The 20,554-nt window shown below is 52.6% G+C and carries 18 protein-coding genes; 3 read left to right on the forward strand and 15 right to left on the reverse strand.

The genetic code is table 11. The features are described from left to right. The first annotated feature begins 73 nt into the window (after positions 1-73). Together ACZIYR_RS11200 and ACZIYR_RS11205 are read left to right on the forward strand one after the other, a co-directional pair. The gene (locus ACZIYR_RS11200; protein WP_483526746.1) at positions 74-226 is read left to right on the forward strand and encodes a hypothetical protein; all 153 of its coding nucleotides are present in this window, start codon (positions 74-76) and stop codon (positions 224-226) included. 98 nt (positions 227-324) lie between these two features. Next, positions 325-597, forward strand: coding sequence for a PqqD family peptide modification chaperone (locus tag ACZIYR_RS11205; RefSeq protein WP_483526747.1), 273 nt, complete (start codon positions 325-327; stop codon positions 595-597). A 78-nt stretch (positions 598-675) separates the two neighbouring features. Here the strand turns inward: ACZIYR_RS11205 and ACZIYR_RS11210 are convergent, their stop codons facing one another. From ACZIYR_RS11210 to ACZIYR_RS11280, 15 genes are all read right to left on the reverse strand, one after another. Further along, positions 676-1,695: an ATP-binding protein gene (locus ACZIYR_RS11210; protein ID WP_483526748.1), complete on the reverse strand. Its 1,020-nt coding sequence runs from the start codon at positions 1,693-1,695 to the stop codon at positions 676-678. Positions 1,696-1,947: 252 nt separating this feature from the next. After that, complete coding sequence (locus ACZIYR_RS11215) at positions 1,948-3,150, reverse strand: nucleotidyltransferase domain-containing protein (RefSeq protein ID WP_483526749.1); 1,203 nt, start codon at positions 3,148-3,150, stop codon at positions 1,948-1,950. Positions 3,151-3,366: 216 nt separating this feature from the next. Then, entirely contained in the window at positions 3,367-4,044 is a 678-nt protein-coding gene (locus ACZIYR_RS11220) for a formyltransferase family protein (protein WP_483526750.1), read from the reverse strand. A gap of 315 nt (positions 4,045-4,359) precedes the next feature. Continuing rightward, positions 4,360-6,291, reverse strand: a complete 1,932-nt coding sequence (gene cysN / locus ACZIYR_RS11225; RefSeq protein ID WP_483526751.1) for a sulfate adenylyltransferase subunit CysN — start codon at positions 6,289-6,291, stop codon at positions 4,360-4,362. Between the two features lie 12 nt (positions 6,292-6,303). Beyond that, complete coding sequence (gene cysD, locus ACZIYR_RS11230) at positions 6,304-7,221, reverse strand: sulfate adenylyltransferase subunit CysD (protein WP_483526752.1); 918 nt, start codon at positions 7,219-7,221, stop codon at positions 6,304-6,306. A gap of 10 nt (positions 7,222-7,231) precedes the next feature. Continuing rightward, positions 7,232-8,998, reverse strand: coding sequence for an SLC13 family permease (locus ACZIYR_RS11235; RefSeq protein WP_483526753.1), 1,767 nt, complete (start codon positions 8,996-8,998; stop codon positions 7,232-7,234). 209 nt (positions 8,999-9,207) lie between these two features. Then, positions 9,208-10,230 (reverse strand): D-2-hydroxyacid dehydrogenase, encoded by a 1,023-nt coding sequence (locus ACZIYR_RS11240; protein WP_483526754.1) that lies wholly within the window; start codon positions 10,228-10,230, stop codon positions 9,208-9,210. Next, the gene (locus ACZIYR_RS11245) at positions 10,227-11,060 is read right to left on the reverse strand and encodes an aldolase/citrate lyase family protein (protein WP_483526755.1); all 834 of its coding nucleotides are present in this window, start codon (positions 11,058-11,060) and stop codon (positions 10,227-10,229) included. Before ACZIYR_RS11245 ends, ACZIYR_RS11240 begins: the two co-directional genes overlap by 4 nt. Continuing rightward, entirely contained in the window at positions 11,057-11,764 is a 708-nt protein-coding gene (locus tag ACZIYR_RS11250; RefSeq protein WP_483526756.1) for a sugar transferase, read from the reverse strand. Before ACZIYR_RS11250 ends, ACZIYR_RS11245 begins: the two co-directional genes overlap by 4 nt. Continuing rightward, complete coding sequence (locus tag ACZIYR_RS11255) at positions 11,761-12,864, reverse strand: glycosyltransferase family 4 protein (RefSeq protein WP_483529073.1); 1,104 nt, start codon at positions 12,862-12,864, stop codon at positions 11,761-11,763. The genes ACZIYR_RS11250 and ACZIYR_RS11255 overlap by 4 nt, the downstream gene beginning before the upstream one ends. 12 nt (positions 12,865-12,876) lie before the next feature. After that, positions 12,877-14,112, reverse strand: a complete 1,236-nt coding sequence (locus ACZIYR_RS11260) for a hypothetical protein (RefSeq protein ID WP_483526757.1) — start codon at positions 14,110-14,112, stop codon at positions 12,877-12,879. Further along, the gene (locus tag ACZIYR_RS11265; protein ID WP_483526758.1) at positions 14,105-15,190 is read right to left on the reverse strand and encodes a glycosyltransferase; all 1,086 of its coding nucleotides are present in this window, start codon (positions 15,188-15,190) and stop codon (positions 14,105-14,107) included. The genes ACZIYR_RS11260 and ACZIYR_RS11265 overlap by 8 nt, the downstream gene beginning before the upstream one ends. A 539-nt stretch (positions 15,191-15,729) precedes the next feature. Then, a complete protein-coding gene (locus ACZIYR_RS11270; protein ID WP_483526759.1) occupies positions 15,730-16,935 on the reverse strand; it encodes a glycosyltransferase in 1,206 nt (401 codons plus the stop codon). A gap of 33 nt (positions 16,936-16,968) precedes the next feature. Further along, a complete protein-coding gene (locus ACZIYR_RS11275) occupies positions 16,969-17,940 on the reverse strand; it encodes a glycosyltransferase family 2 protein (protein WP_483526760.1) in 972 nt (323 codons plus the stop codon). 22 nt (positions 17,941-17,962) lie between these two features. Then, the gene (locus tag ACZIYR_RS11280; protein WP_483526761.1) at positions 17,963-19,414 is read right to left on the reverse strand and encodes a lipopolysaccharide biosynthesis protein; all 1,452 of its coding nucleotides are present in this window, start codon (positions 19,412-19,414) and stop codon (positions 17,963-17,965) included. Between the two features lie 252 nt (positions 19,415-19,666). On the opposite strand from ACZIYR_RS11280, the gene ACZIYR_RS11285 reads away from it, so the two are divergent. Next, the gene (locus ACZIYR_RS11285) at positions 19,667-20,176 is read left to right on the forward strand and encodes a transposase (RefSeq protein WP_483526762.1); all 510 of its coding nucleotides are present in this window, start codon (positions 19,667-19,669) and stop codon (positions 20,174-20,176) included. Positions 20,177-20,554 lie beyond the last annotated feature (378 nt).

Below are 20,554 nucleotides of genomic sequence, written 5' to 3' on the forward strand. Positions count from 1 at the left end.
TATTTATAAAGTGTAAGATGCCTTTTACAACAATGCAAGCGGCCAGCAGGGGCCTGGAGTGGAGGAAGCAACGATGGATCATGTCACACCTTCTGACAAAGCTCAGTGGATCACGCCTGAGCTTACTCAACTCGAAGTAGAGAAAACCTTGGGAGGGTTCTTCAACACCCGTACCGAGACCAACTGGGCTTTCAACGACTCGAAGTCAATTGACCATGGTTCATGAAGGCGAGCGAGTCTTCGCTAGCGCTTGATGGATGCCTTTGTTGGCAACAGATCAACAAAGGGATCTTTTCTAGTTCATGTCCATGCAAGGGTGATTCTATGAACCTGGCGACTAAAGTGAGGCGAAAACCAACTCCCTTGGCCTCTCGAGTGGACGAGGAGCTGGTCATTTTCTGTCCCCACCATGGCATGTATTACGGCACTCAGGCCGTTGGAAGCCGTATCTGGTCACTTATCGAAGATGAAATCAGCATCTCCGCCATCTGCGATCAACTGATACAAGAGTATGAGGTAGAACGCAATACCTGCGAAGAGGAGGTGATCACGTTTCTCACGCAACTAGAACGAGAAAATCTCATCAATCTACGTTAATCAACCCAACCAAAACCACGCTCTGTCATGCGCCCAAGCTGGCTTGAGGCATGTGGCAGAGCGTGGTTTTAGTCCGTGTCAAGACTTAATAACCTGCAGCAGCGGGGCGAGACTTGTTTCCATCTCGCCCAGCGACCAAGGCCTACGATAACGATAAATTTTAATTTGGTCTGCAAGCCGAGCGCCATTGTGCAGCAACTGCTCGGGGGCATTAAATGCCTTGCCGATTTCTGCCCGGTACAGAGTCGTCATGATGGCCTTGAACGCCTCCACCCCCTTGATCGGTAACAGCGATGGTGTTTCTCCCTCTTGGGCACATTCCAGTATCACCAGAGCGTGCAGGGGTTGTAGTTGTGGTTGGTGTTGAAAGCTCCGATGCAGGGCCAGGTGATACTTATCGGCTCGAGTCTGGTCACGAATCAGCCCATGCTCACTGATGCCGAGTGCAGCCAAGGCGTCCTTCCATAGCTTAAGCCGAGGCGGACCAGGGTAGAGATAAGGCACGGCATCTTCCGGCTTGATGACGGCCACATCATCGCTGACCAGCGGCCAACCCTGACTAGCATGCAGCCATGCTGCCAGGGTCGACTTACCCGCCCCCGAGGGTCCGGTGAAAGCCCAGACTCCGCAAGGGGTATTCAAGGCACTGATGTGCAACGGCAACCAGCGGCGCTGGTGCAACAGAATGCCCAACGCTGTGCCGAGCAGAAACAACCGTACATCCCCGGCTGCTACTCGCTCTCCGGGGCCCGGCATCCTGCAGCAGTCAACCAGAATGCGTCTGCCATGTTCAATCCGATAACGAGCAACACCCTTGATTACGAATTGACATCGATCATTGTCAAACTGCACAGCACTTCGATCGCCACTCCCCTCTTCCAGCTCTTCCGATAACCCGCAAGCCAGAATCTCGACGTCAGCAGGCTGATCGCCGGAAGCTGGCAACAATTCGGGCAATGCCAGCTGAGAGGAAAGATGCAATCCGTAGACGTGATAGTCATACCGCCGTGGCGCCTTTGTTACAGAGATGTCACTTTGTTCATGCTGTTCACACTTAATAGTGCTGGATAGTGGAACATTTCCATTTTGTATATTCATTAGGCTTGGCGACCTCAAGTTCCAAGTGCAACACTATACAACCACCGGTTTCATCTCGCCCTTTCAGTCACGCGTCCTGTATGACTTCCCGAGCGACCAAGCTTTGTCTGACGCACTGCGATTTCATCCATGGCGAGTAGTCCTCTTGCATCCTGTTCTGGCTTGAAGAGATTGATTTTAAAATATAAATTACTCGACATCTTCTTATTCAAGCCTTCCTCATAAACAATAAGGGCTGAAAGGGCTGATGAGTTATTTGGCAGAAAAGCCTGTCCCCACACGGGTGTAAAGCTCCCTAAAGGGACGTGTAACCCGATACAACCACTGCCAACGCGGTGGCAAAGGCCAACTGTGATAATCGGCATAGCTTGGGCGAAACAGCCTGATCCAGCCAAAAATACGCCATCGTACCCAGTGGCTTTTACTGGCTTGCCAAGGAAAAGAAAAATCGGGTGACGTTTTTGACTTTTTTAGCGCCCTTTCTACTTCACAGCCCCCCTGCAGCACACTGAAACATGCCGCCAGCATTTGCTTTCCCGGTTCTGACATCGGTTGCCCCCACGGATCCGCGCTAGCCAAGGCGCGATAAAGTTCCAGTGAAGCGTTGACGGTAGCCGTTAGATTTCGCTTGGCTGCGCATGCATACACCTCATCCAAGTCGAACGAGGGATGGCGCTGAAGCGCATCAAGGTCCACTAGCCAGTGGAGATGCGACCAGCAGTGCTTTGTATGATGCAGACAGATATAGACGAACAACTCCGCCGTGGGCATCACCGGAATGTCCAGTTCACCAATAGTAAGGGTATCCGCCTTGGCCAGAAGCTCATCCGTATTGTATATCGTGCCGGTATAATCCAGGCGCTGGTGGAATTCGACAATGACACCCATCGGCGACTCCAGGGTGACGACCCCCTGGACACGTGCCAGGTACGCAAGACTGGCTCGGTCGGTTGCTAACGGCTCTAACTTCTTAACAGGGCGATAGCCCTTTTCAATAGCCGCTTCGAGAAGATCCACCATTCGGTGGCGAGGCACCAGCACATCGATATCGCGTGAGAACCGTAGGGCTGGCTCGTCATAGTAACACGCCGACAGGCTATAACCTTTAAAAAATAAGTGGGGAATGTCAAAAGGCTGGAAGATATCTTGAACCAGCTTTTTATAGGTAAAGGCAATGAGCAAATGATTCTTTATATCTTTTACACAACGTTCTCTCATCCTGCTCAGTGTTTCAGCTGGCAGGTTATCAGGAGAAATCCTCTTAAGGTGGCGGTATAACAGTGGTAGCAAAAAGCGCTGGTTGGCTAACCCAGCCAGCCCTTCCCAGTCATATATCTCATGACACAGCTCACGAGCATACCCCTCCTGCTGGCGCGTGAGCTCAAGCCGAGACAGCACAACCAGAAGCCGAAGACAACTTCCATGCTCAACAGTTGCTTCTGACTCATTTGACATAGAGAGCGAATCCCTGTTTTTGATTTACTGCGACCGACTGGGGCGCTTCCGCTGGATGGTGGAACACACGCTGTCCTGGCTCAACCGCCCTCACCGGCTGCGGATCTGTTACGAACGCCGCGACGACATGCATCAAACTTTCCTCAAAAACTACCCTTTGAGCTTTTTATACAAAAAACAAGAGGCTTTTTAATTGAAATCTCGTGGAAACAAATATCACCCCATCCCGACACTGCATAAAGCACGTTCCATTCCTTGTTTTTTTACTTTACCAACATCACTCAAATTTTCAGGCAAGCTTTTCTTTTCGTATTCACCAATAACCCACCTTTGACCTGAAAGCCAACCTCCAGGCTGCTGCACCGCATTCAACCACATCTCTGTGCCACGCAATATGTGCCACACTCTTTCAATAGGCCAGCTATGCCATTCAACAACTTTATCATGCTCTAAATGAGCAACATTCTTCGCTCGCCTTGTAGGGGAAGCCTTATTTTTTTGCACTGTCACTACAACATCCTTTTTTTCTATTTTTTCTAACGAATCCAGAAGCATCTTTGGAGCCAAATCACCCAGTAAAAGATCAGTGATCCCTGGTGACTTTGCACCTCTTGGGAAAGGCAGTGATACTTGACTAATTATATCACCTGCATCCTCGCCCTCATCAATAAAATGTATTGTCAAGCCTAGATGGTCCACAAAATCATAGTATTGCCAGAAAGCCGGATTTGGGCCTCGATATTCAGGAAGAAAAGACCTATGTATATTAACAACGCCAAACCTTGGGATATCTATGATGTTCTTTTTTAATAGCTGAGACATGCCTTGCACAACAATAATATCTGGTCTCTTCTTCTTCATCCAAGACTCTATCTCTAAGCCACACCCCTCCATGGAAAAATATTCTATGTTATTTTTTTGAAAAAAGATTTAAACTTTCCTTAAAAAACATATTTTCAATTGAACGCAAAAAATAACTACGCATATTCTTTTTAAAATTTCTCGGCGGGCACTCAACAATCCCAACCACTTCATGCCGAGAACTCAAAAGGGGAAATAAAATCTTTGATAATCCCATTTTGATAACGACTACTTTCAAATCATACCCCTACTAAAAAATCGCCTTTAATACTGACTGCTTATTAAGCAGCTAGAGTTTTAATGCTCAAGCCATGGCAACTGATATTACTGGGTAAGATCAAAGAACTTTCAAAACACCTGCTTGACCAGCTGTGCTACCAACTCCTGCTGGCTATACTCGGCGCTCTTGAGGGTCACTTCCGGCTTCACCGGCACCTCATAAGGGCTGCTGATCCCGGTGAAGTCGCCGATCTTGCCTTCGCGGGCCTTCTGGTAAAGCCCCTTGGGATCGCGCTCCTCACAGACATCCAGCGGAGCATCCACATGCACCTCGAGGAAGTTGCCCTCGTCGAAAAGCCCGCGGGCAGTATCTCGGTCGGCGCGGAATGGCGAAATGAAGGCGGTGATCACGATGATCCCGGCTTCGGCGAACAGCCGTGCCACCTCGCCCACCCGGCGGATGTTCTCGGCACGGTCAGCCTCGCTCATGCCGAGGTCTTTGCATAGGCCATGACGCACATTGTCACCGTCGAGCAGCATGGTGCGATACCCGCGGCGGTTGAGCTCCACCTCCAGGGCGTTGGCCAGAGTCGACTTGCCAGAGCCAGAAAGGCCAGTGAGCCAGATGCACTTGCCTGCGTGGCCGTTGAGCTGCTCGCGCATGGCCTGGGTCACGCTGGTGCGGTTCCACACCACGTTGGCCTTGCTGCCGTGCTCACGGAATTCGTAGGGCAGCTCGCTATCCAGCGGCTGGTGGATCATCCCCGCGCCCACAGTGAGGTTGGTCAGGCGGTCGATAATGATGAAGCTTCCGGTGCTGGGGCTGGAGCGGTAGTCGTCCACCGGCACCGGGACGGTGAGCTCGACGTGGCAGCGGGCGATGGCGTTGAGGTCTAGATTCTCGGCGTGGCGGTGCTCGAGGGTGTTGACGTCGACCTGGTAGTCGATGGCCGTCACCTTGCCGGCCAGGTCGCAGGTCGCCAACTTGAGGCCGTAGAGCTTGCCGGGCTCGAGCGGTGTCTCGTGCATCCACACGATGTCGGCCTGGAAGCCACCGGCCAGCGGCACCACGTCGCTTTCAGCCACCAGCCAGTCACCGCGGGAAAGATCGATCTCGTCGGCCAACGTTACGGTGATCGCCTGCCCCGGATAGGCCGCCTCCAGGTCGCCATCGAAGGTCACGATGCGCTCGACCGTGCTGGTCTTTCCCGAAGGCAGCGCACGCACGGCTTGGCCCGGCGTGAGAATACCGGCGGCCAGGGTGCCACAGTATCCGCGGAAGTTCAGGTTGGGTCGATTGACGTACTGCACCGGCAGGCGCAGATCACGCACATTATCGGCATGGGTGATCTCCACGCTCTCGAGCAGCTCGAGCAGCGCCGGGCCGGGTTTTCCATCAACACAGTACCAGGCCATGGCGTTGCTCTTGTTGACCACGTTATCGCCGTTCAGCGCCGACATAGGCACGAAGCGAATGACCCGGGCGACGAACTTCTCGGCTAGCGCCTGGTACTCCTCGACGATCGCCTCATAGCGCGCCTGAGAATAGTCGACCAGGTCCATCTTGTTGATGGCGACGATCAGGTGTTGGATACCCAGCAGATGACAGATAAAGCTGTGCCGGCGGGTCTGGGTCTGCACTCCATAGCGCGCATCGATCAGGATGATGGCGAGGCTCGCCGTGGAGGCCCCGGTGGCCATGTTGCGGGTGTACTGCTCGTGCCCCGGGGTATCGGCGATGATGAACTTGCGCTTGTCGGTGGAGAAGAAGCGGTAGGCCACGTCGATGGTGATGCCCTGTTCGCGCTCCGACTGCAGCCCATCCACCAACAACGCTAGATCGACCTCGTCGCCGGTGGTGCCGCTAGTCTTCGAGGCCTGGGTAATCGCGGCGAGCTGATCCTCGTAGATCATCTTGGAGTCGTGTAACAGCCGGCCGATCAGCGTCGACTTGCCGTCATCGACACTACCGCAAGTGAGGAAGCGTAGCAGGTCCTTATTCTCATGCTCCTTAAGATATTGCTCGATATCATCGGCGATCAATGCAGATTGATGTGTCATAGTCCCGCTCCCTTAGAAATACCCTTCACGCTTTTTCTTTTCCATCGATCCGGCCTGATCATGATCAATCGCGCGTCCACTGCGTTCGCTGGTACGGGTCAGCAGCATTTCCTGGATGATTTCGGGCAGTGTCACGGCTTTCGATTCCACCGCCCCGGTCAGTGGATAGCAGCCCAGGGTGCGGAAGCGTACCCACTTCTGCTCGGGCACTTCGTCCTCGGCCAGGGGCATACGTTCGTCGTCGACCATGATCAGCATGCCGTCACGCACCACCACCGGACGCGGCGCCGCGTAGTAGAGCGGCACAATGGGGATCTGCTCCAGGTAGAGGTATTGCCAGATATCCAGCTCGGTCCAGTTGGAGAGCGGGAAGACACGGATCGACTCGCCCTGATTGACCTTGGCGTTGTAGGTATTCCATAGCTCGGGGCGCTGGCTCTTGGGGTCCCAGCGGTGGTGCTTATCGCGAAACGAGAATACCCGCTCCTTGGCGCGGCTGGCCTCTTCATCACGGCGCGCCCCACCGAAGGCGGCATCGAAGCGATGCTGTGAAAGCGCCTGTTTCAGAGCCTCTGTCTTCATGATATCGGTATATTTGGCACTGCCGTGATCGAAGGGGTTGATACCCGCGGCGCGCCCCTCCTCATTGGTGTAAACGATCAAATCCATCCCCGCTTGCCTGGCTATGCGGTCGCGGAATTCGATCATCTCGTGGAACTTCCAGGTGGTGTCCACGTGCAGCAGCGGAAACGGCGGCGGGCCGGGATAGAAGGCCTTTCGCGCCAAGTGCAGCATCACCGAAGAGTCCTTGCCGATGGAGTACATCATCACCGGGTTGCGGAACTCCGCCGCCACCTCGCGGATGATATGGATCGACTCGGCCTGTAGCTGCTTCAGATGGGTTTGTCTTTCTGCAGAAATCTCAGACATCGAAAGGTCCTTAAAATTGCCATACCAGCGGAATCAGCCCCACGGCAGTGATCCCAATGATCAGGCTCAATGGCGCCCCCAGGCGCAGATAGTCGGTGAAGCGGTAGCCGCCGGGGCCAAGCACCATCAGATTGGTCTGGTAGCCAAGTGGGGTCATAAAGCTCGCCGAGGCGGCGAACATAATCGCCACGGCAAAGGGCAGGAAGTGCACGCCCAGCTGCTCGGCCACCGCCATGGCGATGGGAAACATCAGCACCGCGGCGGCGTTGTTGGTGATCAGTTCGGTGAATACCACCGTCATCAGGTAGACCAGAGCCAGAGCCGCCCAGGGCGCCAGGCCATCGATGAGCAGAAGCCACTGGGCGATCTGTCCCGCGGCGCCGGTCTTGGTCATGGCCGCGCCCAACGAGAAGGAGGCGGCAATGACGATTAGCACCGAGAGATCCACATAGCGGCGCGCCTTGCTGGCCGGCACGCAGCGCGTGGCCAGCATGCCCCCACCGGCCAGCAAGGCCGCCTCCAGGATGGAGAGCAGTCCCGTGGCGCTGGCCGCCACCATGGCGCCGAGGATGCCCAGTGCCACGGGGGCGCGGTGAAAGTCTGGCGGCGTCGAGTCGTTCAGGGCACTGACCAGCAGGAAGTCCTTCCGGTAGCGGTACTGGTCGACGAAGTCCTGGGCAGTTTCCAGCAACAGGGTGTCGCCTACCTGCAGGCGGATATCTCCCACCTTGCCGGGCAGGCGCCCACCGTGGCGCGAGATCGACAGGATTACGGCCTGGTAGCGGCTGCGAAAGCGCGACTCGCGCACCGTGTGGTGCAGCCCAGCGAAGTCGGGGCCGATCACCGCCTCCACCAGGCAGCGCCGGTGATGAGCAATATCCAGCTTGTGAACATTGCCGTTAGCTGGCTTTAGGCCATGGATACGGCGCAGTTCGCGGGCGCACGCCGGGGCGCCGATAAACACCAGCACATCACCGGCTGCAAGTTCGGTGTCCGGCGGGACAGCGGTGAGCAGCCGACCGTGGCGCTCGATATCGGTCAGAAAGCCATGGGTGAGGTGGCGCAGGCCGGCATCGGCGATACTCTTGCCTACCAGCGGCCCCTTGGGGTCCACCACCACCTCCACGGCGTATTCACGAGCCTGCTCGAGCTGTTCCAGCACGCCCTGGCGGCTGGGTAGTAGGCGGTCGGCAAAGGCATAGAGAAAGGTGCCACCAATCAGTAACAGCGGCACGCCCACCCAGGCTAACTCGAACATGCCCAGGGCCACGCCCTTTTGCGTCTGCAGCAGACCATCTACCACCAGGTTGGTGCTAGTGCCGATCAGCGTACAGGTACCGCCGAGAATCGCTGTGTAGCTGAGCGGCAGCAATAGCTTGGAAGGCGGCAACCGGAGCCGCGTCGCCCATTCCTGAATGGTAGGAATAAACATCGCCACCACGGTGGTGTTGTTCATGAAGGCGCTCAGCCCCGAGGATGGCAACAACACTCGCAGCTGCGCATGACGCAATCGATGCGGCTGGCCCAGCAGCCTATGGGCGATCCACTGGATGGCACCAGTTTCCTTGAGCCCCGCCGCCACCACATAGAGAGTAGCGATGGTCATCACCCCGGGGTTGGAAAAGCCGACCAAGGCCTCTGCCGGCGCCAGGATGCCCGAGATCACCAGAAAGGCCAGTGCTGCCATCAACACCATATCTGGAGCGATTCGAGTGAAGACCAGGGTACCCAGCACCGCCAGTACGGCGACTAGGGACAGCACGGCCTGCCATTCCATTAACAACTCCCGATATTAAAAAGGGGTATCAGTCCAAGCTGTTGTCACCGCATTGCAACCGAGGGGTGACCACTGATTATAATTAATATCAGTGTACCGGCGCTCGCCCCTCCTGCTTCTACTAGGTGGTCAAAAGCGCTGCGGTTATTCTATGAACTCAGGAGTAAAGAAAGTATTCCCTGGCAAAGCCGGGGGATTACCTTATTTATTTAATATTCAGCTCTAATATCAACTATACTTCTGGTCGTTTCACCTGAGTGGAGAACGCTCAAGCAGTGGACGAATACCCCCAGCGCCCGCTCCAGATAGTGCGGAGTGGTGCCAGAAACGTGCGGGGTGATCAACAGATCCTCGCGCTGCCACAGCGGCGAATCAGCGGGCAGCGGCTGATGTTCGAATACATCCAGTGCGGCGCCCCTGAGGGTGCCGGCGTTCAGGGCGTCGATCACCGCATCGCCCATTACGATGCCGCCGCGGGAGATATCGATCAGCACCGCACTGGGCTTGAGCTTGGAAAGCAGCTCAGCGTTGACCAGGCCAAGGGTCTCGTCAGTTAGTGGCAGACAGCAGACCAGAAAATCGGTGTTGGCCAGTTCGCCATCGATCTTTTCCAGCGGCACCACGCGGTCTACCTGCTCCACCGGGCGCAGGTGCTTCAGGGTACCAGCCACCACCATATCGAAGGCCTTGGCGCGCCGTGCAAGGCACTGGCCAATATGGCCAAGCCCCAGCACGGTCAGCTGCTTGCCGGTAAGCTCATCAAGCCAGGCGCGCTGCCACTCCCTGCGCCGGGCCTGCTGGTGAAAGCGCCCGAACTGCTTCGTGAAGTAGAGCATGGCACCGATGACGTACTCGCTCATTGGCGCAACGTGTACACCGCTGCTCTTGGTCATTAGCACCCGCGTCTTGTCGAATTCCATCCCCCAGATCTTTTCCACCCCCGCGGAGAGAAAGTGGATCCAGCGGTAGTGACTCAACCGTGCAAGCGCCTCGGGCAGCCATGGCAGTGTCGGTGTGATCACCACGTCGAATCCGGCCGCTGGTGGTACCGACTCCACGCTACTGGCAAAGGTGATTTCGGCCTCGGGCAGCTCGGCATGCAGCAGCTGCGTTACCTGCTGACGCTGCTGCTCGATTACCTCAGGCTTCTGCAAGTAAAGAATGTGACGTACAGGGAATAAGGCGCGGTATGCTGCACTACCCTGGTCTGCCGATAGGCTCGGCGGTCTCATGCGAGGACTCCTCGACCCAGGCGAAAGGCACAGCCGGCCAGCTCACGCTGGTTAGCCAGAAGCGCCGCGCTGTCCGCATGGCGCCACCGGGTCTCGGCATCGCGCAGCTTGGCGATCTCGGTTGGAAAATCGAGCCGCGTCATCAGCTCTGTTACCGTGCGTGCGCAACCATGGAAAGCGCGACACAGAATCGCCCACCGAGAGCCAAGCCGTACATGCTCGCCCAGCACGGTTTCCGTCGGCAGCTCACCAAAGCCGATGCGGGCAATGCCACCCACCCCCCAAGTCATACCCTGCTGATTGAGCCACTCGGCGCTGGGGTCAAGCAGCCGTGACGCCATGGGCTCGAACAGAAACTTCAGTCCCAGCCCTAGGCAAAGATCGTTGAGGCCGATATGCACTTCGTCGTAGCCCGGTGTGAGCAGGGGAAGCCAGTCGGGAAGGCGCACCAGCGCCTGGGGCGTTTCGGCCAGGAAGGTGATGGGGGCTCGGCCCTTGACCTTGTCGAGAAAGGCCGCCACTTCTTCACGGGTCGTGAACATCGGCAGCATCAGGCGTTGAGCGCCATGCTCCAGGGCTGCATCACACTCCTTCTTGGTGCCGGTATGCAACGGGTTGAGGCGTACCATCAGCTCGGCGCGGCTCAGCACGCTGGCGACTGCGGCAATCTCCTCCAGGCTGTGAGCGGCTTTGTGAGTATCCAGATGGCCCTGTCGCTCCGCTTTGCCGATCACCTCCTGGTCCATGAAGATGCGCGCCACGCCGTGGCGCTCGATGAATGCCGCCACTTCGGGACTACCGGTGATCATCATCAGGTTCAGCTGGCTCATGATGTGGCATCCCTATCATTAGCCCTGTTACCCGCCTCAGCCATAGCCTGTTCGACATCTACATCGGCTGGCGGTCGCCCTGCCAGGCTATTGCGGTAGGTGCGCCAGTTGAGCGCTTTGCCACCGTAGAGACCACTGCCGAGCACCACCACCTTGATCGTTTGCAGCATGATGCCCAGATCGAGAACGAAACTGCGCTTCTCGACATACTCGGCGTCATGGGCAAGCTGCTGCAGCCAGCCTAGGCAGCGTCGGCCACGAATCTGAGCCAACCCCGTCAGCCCCGGCCGTACCGAGAAGCGCTTCATATAGCCGGGCGGCACCACTTCCATTTGTTCCGCTAGCACGGGGCGCGGGCCCACCAGGCTCATATCACCCTTGAGGACATTGAGCAGTTGCGGCAGCTCATCCAGGCTGGTGGCACGAATACCGCGCCCGGCCCGGGTGATACGCGGATCATTCCCCTGGCTGACCACTCGCTCACGGTGCTGATCGATTTCCTCAGGCGCACGATGAACCATAGTGCGAAACTTGATGATACGGAATGGCTGACCGGCAAGACCGACGCGTTGCTGCAAAAAGAACACCGGCCCCGAACTGTCCATCTTGATCCACAACGCTACCCCCCACAACAACGGAGACAGCATGAACAACGCCAAGACGCTGATCACCAGATCGAGAAACCGTTTGGCCCGATCTCTCATATCAACTCCATCGCCTCGAGGATGACCTTGTTGACCTTGCGCACGTCGTAATGGCGCGCCACCCGCTGCCAGGAGGCTTCCCCCATCTGAGGGATGAGGTCAGGGGTCTCCAGGAACCGGTGCATGGCCTCGGCCAGAGGTCGGCTAGTGCGCGGCGCCACCAGAAAACCATTGACACCCTCCTCCACTGTCTCGCGGCAACCTGGTGCATCACAGGTAATAATGGGCCGCCCCATGCTCATGGCCTCCAGCACCGAACGGGGCGTACCTTCCCGATAGGAAGGGAGCACGAAGACCGAACTCTGGGCAATCCAGGGCCGCACATCCTTGACGCCACCTACGAACTCCACCACGCCTTCGGCTTCCCAACGGTTCAGATCATCAGTCGCGCAGGAGTGTGGCAAGTTAGGGTCATATGGACCAACTGCTACAAATCTAGTCTCGGGGTGATAGCCTCTAACTTCACGAGCCGCATCGCAAAGTTCTGCTACACCTTTTTCGCTCAACAGCCGGCCGATAAACAGAAAGGTGACAGGGCCATCCGGCAATGGCTGGCGGTAGAAATGCTGCATATCAACCCCGGATCCGTAGGTGCGTACCGCCTTGCTGCGATCTTTCAACATCTTGCGATCCAGGAACTCCTGAAGGTCATCCGGGTTCTGAAAAAACACCTTGCGGTTGGCCATAAGGCCAAGGCGATAAAGCACACCGATAATCTTACGAAGCTTTCGGTTACGGGGGCTCTCGGTGGTAAACACATGGCCTAGGCCGGTGATCATCGAATAGATGCGCGGCACCCCCGCCATACGGGCCGCCAGGCTGCCATACACCACTGGCTTGATAGTGTAGCCGAACACTGCCCGAGGCATAGCCTTGCACAGCAACTCACGCAGAGCCAGAAGATACTTGAGATCATGCAGCGGATTGATGCCAGTACGCCCCATCTTCACCCGGTAGATAGGGATACCCAACTCGTTAACTTCAGGAAGATAGTCAGCGCTGGGCACAACGGCGGCCACGTCAAGGCCGGCCACTTGTATGTCACGAATCAACTCACCCCGATTGGCGATCAATGAGCGAGCGTTGCCGGCAAGTATCATTATATCCAAGAATCACTTCCCCTTGAGCTGAATGTGAAATCGGCTGAAGGATGAGGCCGCCAAAATCACGAACAGCCCCAATAGCTTCGTCTTGTGGCGTATCGCCGTGCCAATATTGGTGACGCCAATGGCAAACACGAATGTTATGGCACCAAAGATCAACAGCAGCGCCAAACATTCATCGCGTGACTTCAGATGCGCCCAGCCACGATAAACCCGCCAGGCCAAGAACATGTACAGCACCGAAGAGACAAGGCCCAGCAGTTGCCTTGGGCTGCGGATATCCCAGGGAAAGGGGGAAAAATGGAAATAGATCATCCTCGCCGGAATCAACCAGGGTTGGGTGTAAGGATTGCCTTGGGCAACAAAGCCAGGGTAGGCAGAGCCACCCGACGCCTCGCCGGTAAAGCGTTCCTGGATAGCGCCGGCCACGCCACCCTCGCTATCCGTACCAACCTCGATCCCCTTGCCCAGGCTGATACCCCCGCCGACTGTTACCATGCCCAGCGAAAATGCCAGCATGCTAATAGACAGCAGCATCTTGAAGGCATAGAGCCGGCTGACAAGGCGCGGTCTGTCAATGAAAAGGTTGCGATATAGAAAGTAGGCAAGGTAAGACGCCACACCCACAAACGCTGCCACCCACCCCGGGTGAAAGAGCGTGGCCACGCCGAACAGCAAGCCACCCCACAAAAGACCCAATGCAGACTTACCCCCCACCCAACGGATATAGAAGTAAAGACCCATAAGAAAGAACATGATGGAAACTTCTTCACGCAGGGCGAGGACCGAGTTGAATGCACCGAAGGGATAGAGCGCCATAATCATGGCAGCCAGAATAGCGGCGCGCTTTCCCCACAGCTGGTAGCAGATGATCCCGGTACAGGCGACAACCAAGTGCCCAAAGAAAAAATTTGTAGCAAGCAGAAAAAGATGAGATTCACCCACAACTTTCTGTATCACACCCCCCAGCCACGGGTAAAAGCTGGAACTAAAAAGTGGCAAACGGTCCAGCAGTGCAGGCCATTCAAGAACGGCGTATTCAAGGGAGTGACGCGTGAAACGTGATGCATCACGGTTGGCGCCGGGTGGCTGGAAGACACGCGTATAGTCGAGAACAAAAAGAAAGAGTCGGAAAAAAAAAGCAACAACCAGTGGCCAGAGCAGCCAGTCATGGCGCAGGCCCAGCCAGAGGCAAGTAACGCCTGCCAAGGCAAAAAGAATGAAAACGAACGAAACTTCAAGCATGAGAAAGCGACTGGTTTGTTACTCGGCCATAGAGCTGAAGATGAGAGTCTACAGCATTATCCACCGTGTAGTGGAAGGAATTCTTCAAGGCGTTCTTGTGAAACCTCAGGCGAAGCAAACTATCGCCGATAAGCCGTTTGAGCTTTTCAGTGTAATCATCGAGCTCCACCTTGGCGACCAAGCCATTCCCCACTTTGTCCACGATTTCTGAACACCCGCCAACATCGGTAACAAGAACAGGCAACCCCGTCAGCGTTGCCTCGATCTGCACGATTGGCAAGCCCTCCCATGCGGATGACATGACAAAGAGATCACTGTCATGAAGGAGTTTTTTGACATTATTGCTGTTTCCAATAAATTCAATCTTCTGGCCGATCCCAAGCTCATCAGCCAGCTGCTTCAACCTATTTTTTTGTGAACCTTCCCCAGCAACGGTGACATTAAAATTATAGTCATCAAGCATGGAAACCGAGCGAAATAGAAGCTCATGATTTTTCTGAAACGAAAGCCTGCCAACGGAAACGACTCGGAGTGGCTTGCCGGGTGAATATTGTTGCTTTGGCAAAATTCTTGAAACATCAACGCCATTGTTGATATTGACGACCTCTTTTTTTGTGACGCCCTGTAAGAGCTTTACGCAGGCATGGCAAATGCCAACATACGCGGAAGCTCTGATATCGAGAAACCTATATATAAAAGGGCTTGCATTCAGCTTGATATTGTGGTGCGTATAGACATGAGGAACTCCAAACTGGAAGCTAGCAAAAATGGCTCCATAATAAAGATGTGAATGAATAACATCGGTCTCGAACTGACGGCAAAAGCGATAAAGGCCAGCAATGCCCTTCAATGGATTCTTGCGGCAGGCACTACCCAGAAAACCGTAGCTAACACCGTACTCATCAAGCTGAGCAAGAAACGACGCTTCAAATTCGGGAGCACGACCAGCTTCAGAAGCCCTATCAAGAAAAACAACAAACACCTCATGCCCCTTATCAGCCATCGCTTTAGACAGGTCCTTGACATATACTTCTGCGCCACCAGCTGCCGGGGAGGAAATGACATGCATGATTTTCATCGCTTACCTCATAGTTTTTTTCAAAAAGGCCTGACAAAAACAAATAACAATAACACCCCCAAGAGAAGAAAAGACCCAACAAGGAAGAAGGAGTAAAAAATTAATAACTAAAAAAGGGAGCAGAGAAGCATTTACATGATATGACTTTTTCTGACAAACCTTCACATATAAGCACTAATATTTATATGGAAAAATATTTACGCAAAACCTTTCCCATGAATCATCGCTCCTTTATCCGAAGTGTGATATTACTCTCACCCTCCCCTTCACCAGCGGCACAATAGGCTTAAAATATTCAGTCAACACTAACGTCATATCGACAGATCGGTCACTAAAATAGTGTTCCTTAACCTCATCCACTCATATAGTGTCATGAAACGCTTTGGAACTTTACTGAGTGCCTAACCAAATCTCCCAAAGCTTATTTAATTTATCCCATTCCACTTTCCCCAGCGTTACTTTTGCAAATTAGCGTAACATCTGCGCCCTTTTAATATACGGACTACTACTTAAAAATCTTCGGCACCGACTTATGTGATTTAAATTTTAATTTTATCAAATGACAAGAGAGCATCCCACTCCTCAGTTACTTTAGAAGTATCGAAGTACATTGCACGCATCTTTGCAGCCTTTGACATCTTTCCTCTCAGAGCATTGTCCTGTAAGATATAGAGTAGTGCATTAGCCATGTGTCGTTCGCTAAGTACTGGTTTTATGGACTGAAGATCACAGTGGTCATCAAATGCAGGTATAAGAAAGCCTGCGGGGTAGGCTTCAATAGAATTAGCTTTGAGATGCGGATCACTTTCTGGAGCCAAAATTTCTCGTGGACCGACATCACAGTCAGCAGCTACAGCTGGAGTTCCACATGCCAAAGATTCTCCGAGCGCATTTCCGAACCCCTCAATTAGTGAAGGGAATGCAAATACTTTGGCCATTCGAATATATTTAAATGGATTATCTCGATACCCCATGAAATGGATGTCGCTACCGTAGCCAGTCCGCTCTGCAAGTTTTTTAAGGTCGTCCTCCATTTCACCCCGCCCAAGAATAACTAGTACGGCATTGTGTATTTCAGCTTTCACCAAAGCAAATGCCTTGATAAGATGCCACTGACCCTTATCGTAAGTAAGGCGTCCAGCAGTAATAATTACTGGCTTTTTAAAAATCTCTCGCCACCCCGCTTCGACTGGCTCAAGGCTTTTTTTCTGTATCTTTGCTACATCAAAATAAGGGTAGATGACTTTTACTTTCGTAGCATCAACACCATAGTACTCGATTAGGTCTTTTCTTACCCCTTCACAAATCGCCACCACCTTGTCAGCGCGATTATACACCTTATTAAAAAAAAATTTCTGGATAGTATGTTTGATAATCGAGGGAGAGCGCCGTATATAGGTGCGAACCGATACGATGCATAGCTCACCTTTACGTGAAAGCACATTAGTCAGATTAGGATACCCAATGAGACTAATTGAAGCTGTTGGTTTTATTAACTTTTTATGATGCGAAATTTTAAAAACCGCCTTCATTATGACAATCAATCTTTTAACTAGACCTACCTCTTTGGTTAACTTAAGATCTAACACTTTACCGCTGTATTCATAGTCTCTGCGTGAGCAATCAAAAGATATCACACTTACTTCATGAGAATTTGAAAAATGACGAGAAAGTCGTGCTGCTACATTTTCAGCACCACCATCATATGTCTTAGGAGTTATTATTATTAATGAATCCTTAATCATTGCCAATCCAAAAGCTTAACAGAAAATCAGACATTATTTTTTAATTATGCACCTATAACATGAGTTTATCAAAAATAAAAATGAACAGCTACCAAGTACAATATCCATTTTTTTTATCGAGTACTTTATAGCGCTTAGGTTTACAACTACTTTTCTTCTTTTTACATGAAAGGTGTCTTTATTTGACTCCAAGCATAACTTTTCAAGGTTGTCATAATAATTAAGAAGCTTTTTATGGAAAGCAACTCTACTAGCCGAAGTGGTTTTCCTTTTGCTCCATGAACCTAATACATCTGTTCTATACACACTCATGAATTTGTTAGAATAAATAGCATAGTTAAACAGAGAGCTAACATGCTGAATAACCAAATCACCAACTGGGCAATATATTTTTAAGTGGTTAATTGTTTCCTGCAAGTCAGCTCTATAAACAATACTTGCTGTGTGCACACCACCACCACCAGCGCTTAAGATTTCCGAAAAAAGTTTTACTTGATCTGCAGAGTGCCTGCCTACAACCTTACACGAACCATCAATTTCGCTTATTTTGTATGCCGCATGGAAAGCCATACCTGCCTGAGGGTATTCTTCCAAGAAAGCCACTTGCTTACTTAGCTTATCTTTAGAAATCCAATAATCATCACCTTCACAGAGTGCAATATATTTTCCAGAACAGTGCTTGCTTAAAATTGAGCCTATATTTACACCTTTAGAATACTGATTTTCATCTTGCAAAATTGTTTTGATGACTCTCGGGTAACGCTCTTGATAACTCTCTACAATCTCCCTTGTCCCATCTGTTGAGGCATCATCATGAATCCACACCTCGACCGGAAAGTCAGTTTCCTGAGTCAAAATCCCCTTGATCGCATCTTCAATATAAAGTGCGTGATTATAGGTGATACAAAGAACACTCACCAAAGGGTTGATGATATCACCTTTCCAGGTCGCAATGATTTTTTCTTCACTGCGAAGCGTTTCAGGTAATTTTATGGGTAGTTCCATAGTTCAGAATCCAAACCAGGTGTCAAGCGGCTTTGACGCGGCTAGGTAGGCGTTTACGGATCATTCTCTCAGCCAACTGATAGGCAGACAATTTCAGTAGTTTGGCCAGCAATAGATACAGCGCCACTCCCATGCTGCCGAATACAAAAAGGCTGATCAAAGGGTGCATAGAAAACAGTGGCTGTAGCCAAAATACAACTAGGCTTACCATTGCCGCAACACTAAGACTTGGCAATATATCAGAAATTTGCTCTTTATGATTATAGCCAATCAGCTTGCTAGAGAAGCATGAGTTTGGAAGGTATGCAACAAGAGACTGAATTCCTTGTCCAATCAAAATCCCAACAATCCCATATCGATATGAAATAAAGAGAATTAAAAACAGAGTGATTTTTTTAAAGATATTTGAGAAAAGGTATAAGTCTGTCCTGCCTTTAATTTTGAGTATGTTTAAATTGACTGCATGCATTGGGTATAACACACTTACTATGCACATGATTTGAAAATAAAGTGCAGCAGGCTGCCAGCTCTCTGGAAAAAGAAGGTCGAACAATGGCGTGGCCAAAGCAGCGAGAAGAAATAAAGCAGGAGAAAGAACAAACGCTGTGACTTTCAATACTTGTCGATAGCCACTTTTTAGCTTTTGATTATTGTTTTGCAGGGTTGAAAGGGCAGGATATGTAACTCTTTGAATCGAAGAAACCATCTGTTTGACGACAAGCTCCTTGAGCTTATCTGCGAAAAAATATAGCCCAGCAATGGAGGTTGAAAAAAGCTTTGCAATCACGAGTACATAGATATTGTTTGAGATTGCACTAAAAAAACTAGCAATAAATAGTTTATACCCGAAGTTATACATCTCCTTTAAAGATGCCATATCAAATACTGCTTTTGGCCGCCAAGGCTGAACCCACCAATAGATCAGCACGATGAGCAGTGCGCTAAGGAGCGTCTGAGCTATCAGTGCCCAAACGCCAAACCCCGTATAGGCCAATATGACGGCCACAACACCTGAGATCAGGGCAGCCGGCACGCTAGCCTTCATCTGCATCTTGAAATTCAGATCTCGGCTAAGTATCGCGATCTGAATCACCTGAAAGGCGTTGATCAGGACTACGACACCAGTCACTCGGATAAGAAGCGTGAGGCGAGGCTCTTCATAGAAGGTTGCAATAGACGGAGACGCAGCGAACAGAAGGCTATAGGCTATAACCCCCAACACAAGGTTAGTGTAAAAGGCAGTACTCAAGTAAGCATCATCGGGATTGGGCTTACGAATTATCGCTTGCTTGATACCGGAATTCATCAAGGCCGTGGCAATGGCGATAAAAACCGTCATCATGGCCAGCAGACCGAAATCTTCTGGCACCAGAAATCTCGCAAGCAGAAGTGTTACAATAATGCTAATACCACGGCTAAGGAGCTGCTCAAAAAAACTCCAGAATACTCCATAAAGCGTTTTATCCTGAAGCATCTAAAGGTCACCTTTTCCCCATAACATTGCAAAAATTTGTCTTCCACTTATTTTTAACAAGCGGAGCATCTCTATAATCATAATCTGGATTAAATCCTGAGCCCCCCACGAACATTGACTATCCGTTCCGCCGCATAGCGTCTGATCCGTCCGTCCCCAATCTCCATTCGATAGTATGCTGGGACCCTCCTGGTCGGTGGTTACCTGCAGCCCCTATACGTCAACGTAGTTGTCACCTAAACGGATTGAGAGGTGATCAACGTGCGTTACCCCGCAGAGCGTAAGGAAGCCATCCTCAAGAAGATGGCGCCGCCCATGAGCATGACCATCCCGGAACTGGCCGAGCAGGAAGGCATCACAGCGACAACCCTCTACAATTGGCGGAAACAGGCCAGAGCACGAGGACAGGTTTTGCCATCACGTTCCACCCAGCCCGATCAGTGGACCAGCCAGGAGAAGTTCCAGATCGTCCTGGAGACGGCCCCGATGAACGAGGCCGAACTCAGCGCCTATTGCCGCGAGCGTGGGCTCTACCCCGAGCAGGTGGAGGCTTGGCGGGATGCCTGCATGAACGCCAACGACGATGCGGCAGCGCAGGCCAAGCAGCTTCGACAGACGCGTAAGGCGGAGCAGAAGCGGCTCCGCAAGTTGGAGCGCGAGCTGCATCGCAAGGACAAGGCCCTCGCCGAGACGGCGGCGTTGCTGGCCCTGTCAAAAAAGGCAGAGGCGATCTGGGGCACGACCAACGACGAGGACGACTGACCAGCCTCCCGGATCGCCAGCGCATTGTGACCCTGGTGCAAGACGCCCAGCGTGACGGTGCTCGGCTGGTCAAGGCCTGTCAGGTGATGGGCATCAATGTGCGGACCTACTACCGCTGGGTCGCGGAAGGCGAGGTGACGGCGGATCGCCGTCCCGATGCCGATCGCCCGGAACCAGCCAACAAGCTGTCGCCTGAGGAGCGAGAGGCGATCGTGGCGCTGTGCAACGCCCCGGAGTATCGGAGTCGCCCTCCGGCCTTCATCGTGGCCGATCAGGCGGACAAAGGCTGCTACCTGGCCTCTGAGTCGACGATGTATCGAGTGTGTCGGCGTCAGAGCTATAAGACCGTAAATTGTCAAAACAGATTGTCCCCCCGAC

Source organism: Billgrantia sp. NRB1, assembly GCF_056921725.1.

What these genes read in the sequence shown, in the direction of transcription:
- ACZIYR_RS11200 (WP_483526746.1), top strand. Translation starts at nt 74, where the DNA reads ATGGATCATGTCACACCTTCTGACAAAGCTCAGTGGATCACGCCTGAG.
- ACZIYR_RS11205 (WP_483526747.1), top strand. Translation starts at nt 325, where the DNA reads ATGAACCTGGCGACTAAAGTGAGGCGAAAACCAACTCCCTTGGCCTCT.
- ACZIYR_RS11210 (WP_483526748.1), bottom strand. Translation starts at nt 1,695, where the DNA reads ATGAATATACAAAATGGAAATGTTCCACTATCCAGCACTATTAAGTGT.
- ACZIYR_RS11215 (WP_483526749.1), bottom strand. Translation starts at nt 3,150, where the DNA reads ATGTCAAATGAGTCAGAAGCAACTGTTGAGCATGGAAGTTGTCTTCGG.
- ACZIYR_RS11220 (WP_483526750.1), bottom strand. Translation starts at nt 4,044, where the DNA reads ATGGAGGGGTGTGGCTTAGAGATAGAGTCTTGGATGAAGAAGAAGAGA.
- cysN (WP_483526751.1), bottom strand. Translation starts at nt 6,291, where the DNA reads ATGACACATCAATCTGCATTGATCGCCGATGATATCGAGCAATATCTT.
- cysD (WP_483526752.1), bottom strand. Translation starts at nt 7,221, where the DNA reads ATGTCTGAGATTTCTGCAGAAAGACAAACCCATCTGAAGCAGCTACAG.
- ACZIYR_RS11235 (WP_483526753.1), bottom strand. Translation starts at nt 8,998, where the DNA reads ATGGAATGGCAGGCCGTGCTGTCCCTAGTCGCCGTACTGGCGGTGCTG.
- ACZIYR_RS11240 (WP_483526754.1), bottom strand. Translation starts at nt 10,230, where the DNA reads ATGAGACCGCCGAGCCTATCGGCAGACCAGGGTAGTGCAGCATACCGC.
- ACZIYR_RS11245 (WP_483526755.1), bottom strand. Translation starts at nt 11,060, where the DNA reads ATGAGCCAGCTGAACCTGATGATGATCACCGGTAGTCCCGAAGTGGCG.
- ACZIYR_RS11250 (WP_483526756.1), bottom strand. Translation starts at nt 11,764, where the DNA reads ATGAGAGATCGGGCCAAACGGTTTCTCGATCTGGTGATCAGCGTCTTG.
- ACZIYR_RS11255 (WP_483529073.1), bottom strand. Translation starts at nt 12,864, where the DNA reads ATGATACTTGCCGGCAACGCTCGCTCATTGATCGCCAATCGGGGTGAG.
- ACZIYR_RS11260 (WP_483526757.1), bottom strand. Translation starts at nt 14,112, where the DNA reads ATGCTTGAAGTTTCGTTCGTTTTCATTCTTTTTGCCTTGGCAGGCGTT.
- ACZIYR_RS11265 (WP_483526758.1), bottom strand. Translation starts at nt 15,190, where the DNA reads ATGAAAATCATGCATGTCATTTCCTCCCCGGCAGCTGGTGGCGCAGAA.
- ACZIYR_RS11270 (WP_483526759.1), bottom strand. Translation starts at nt 16,935, where the DNA reads ATGATTAAGGATTCATTAATAATAATAACTCCTAAGACATATGATGGT.
- ACZIYR_RS11275 (WP_483526760.1), bottom strand. Translation starts at nt 17,940, where the DNA reads ATGGAACTACCCATAAAATTACCTGAAACGCTTCGCAGTGAAGAAAAA.
- ACZIYR_RS11280 (WP_483526761.1), bottom strand. Translation starts at nt 19,414, where the DNA reads ATGCTTCAGGATAAAACGCTTTATGGAGTATTCTGGAGTTTTTTTGAG.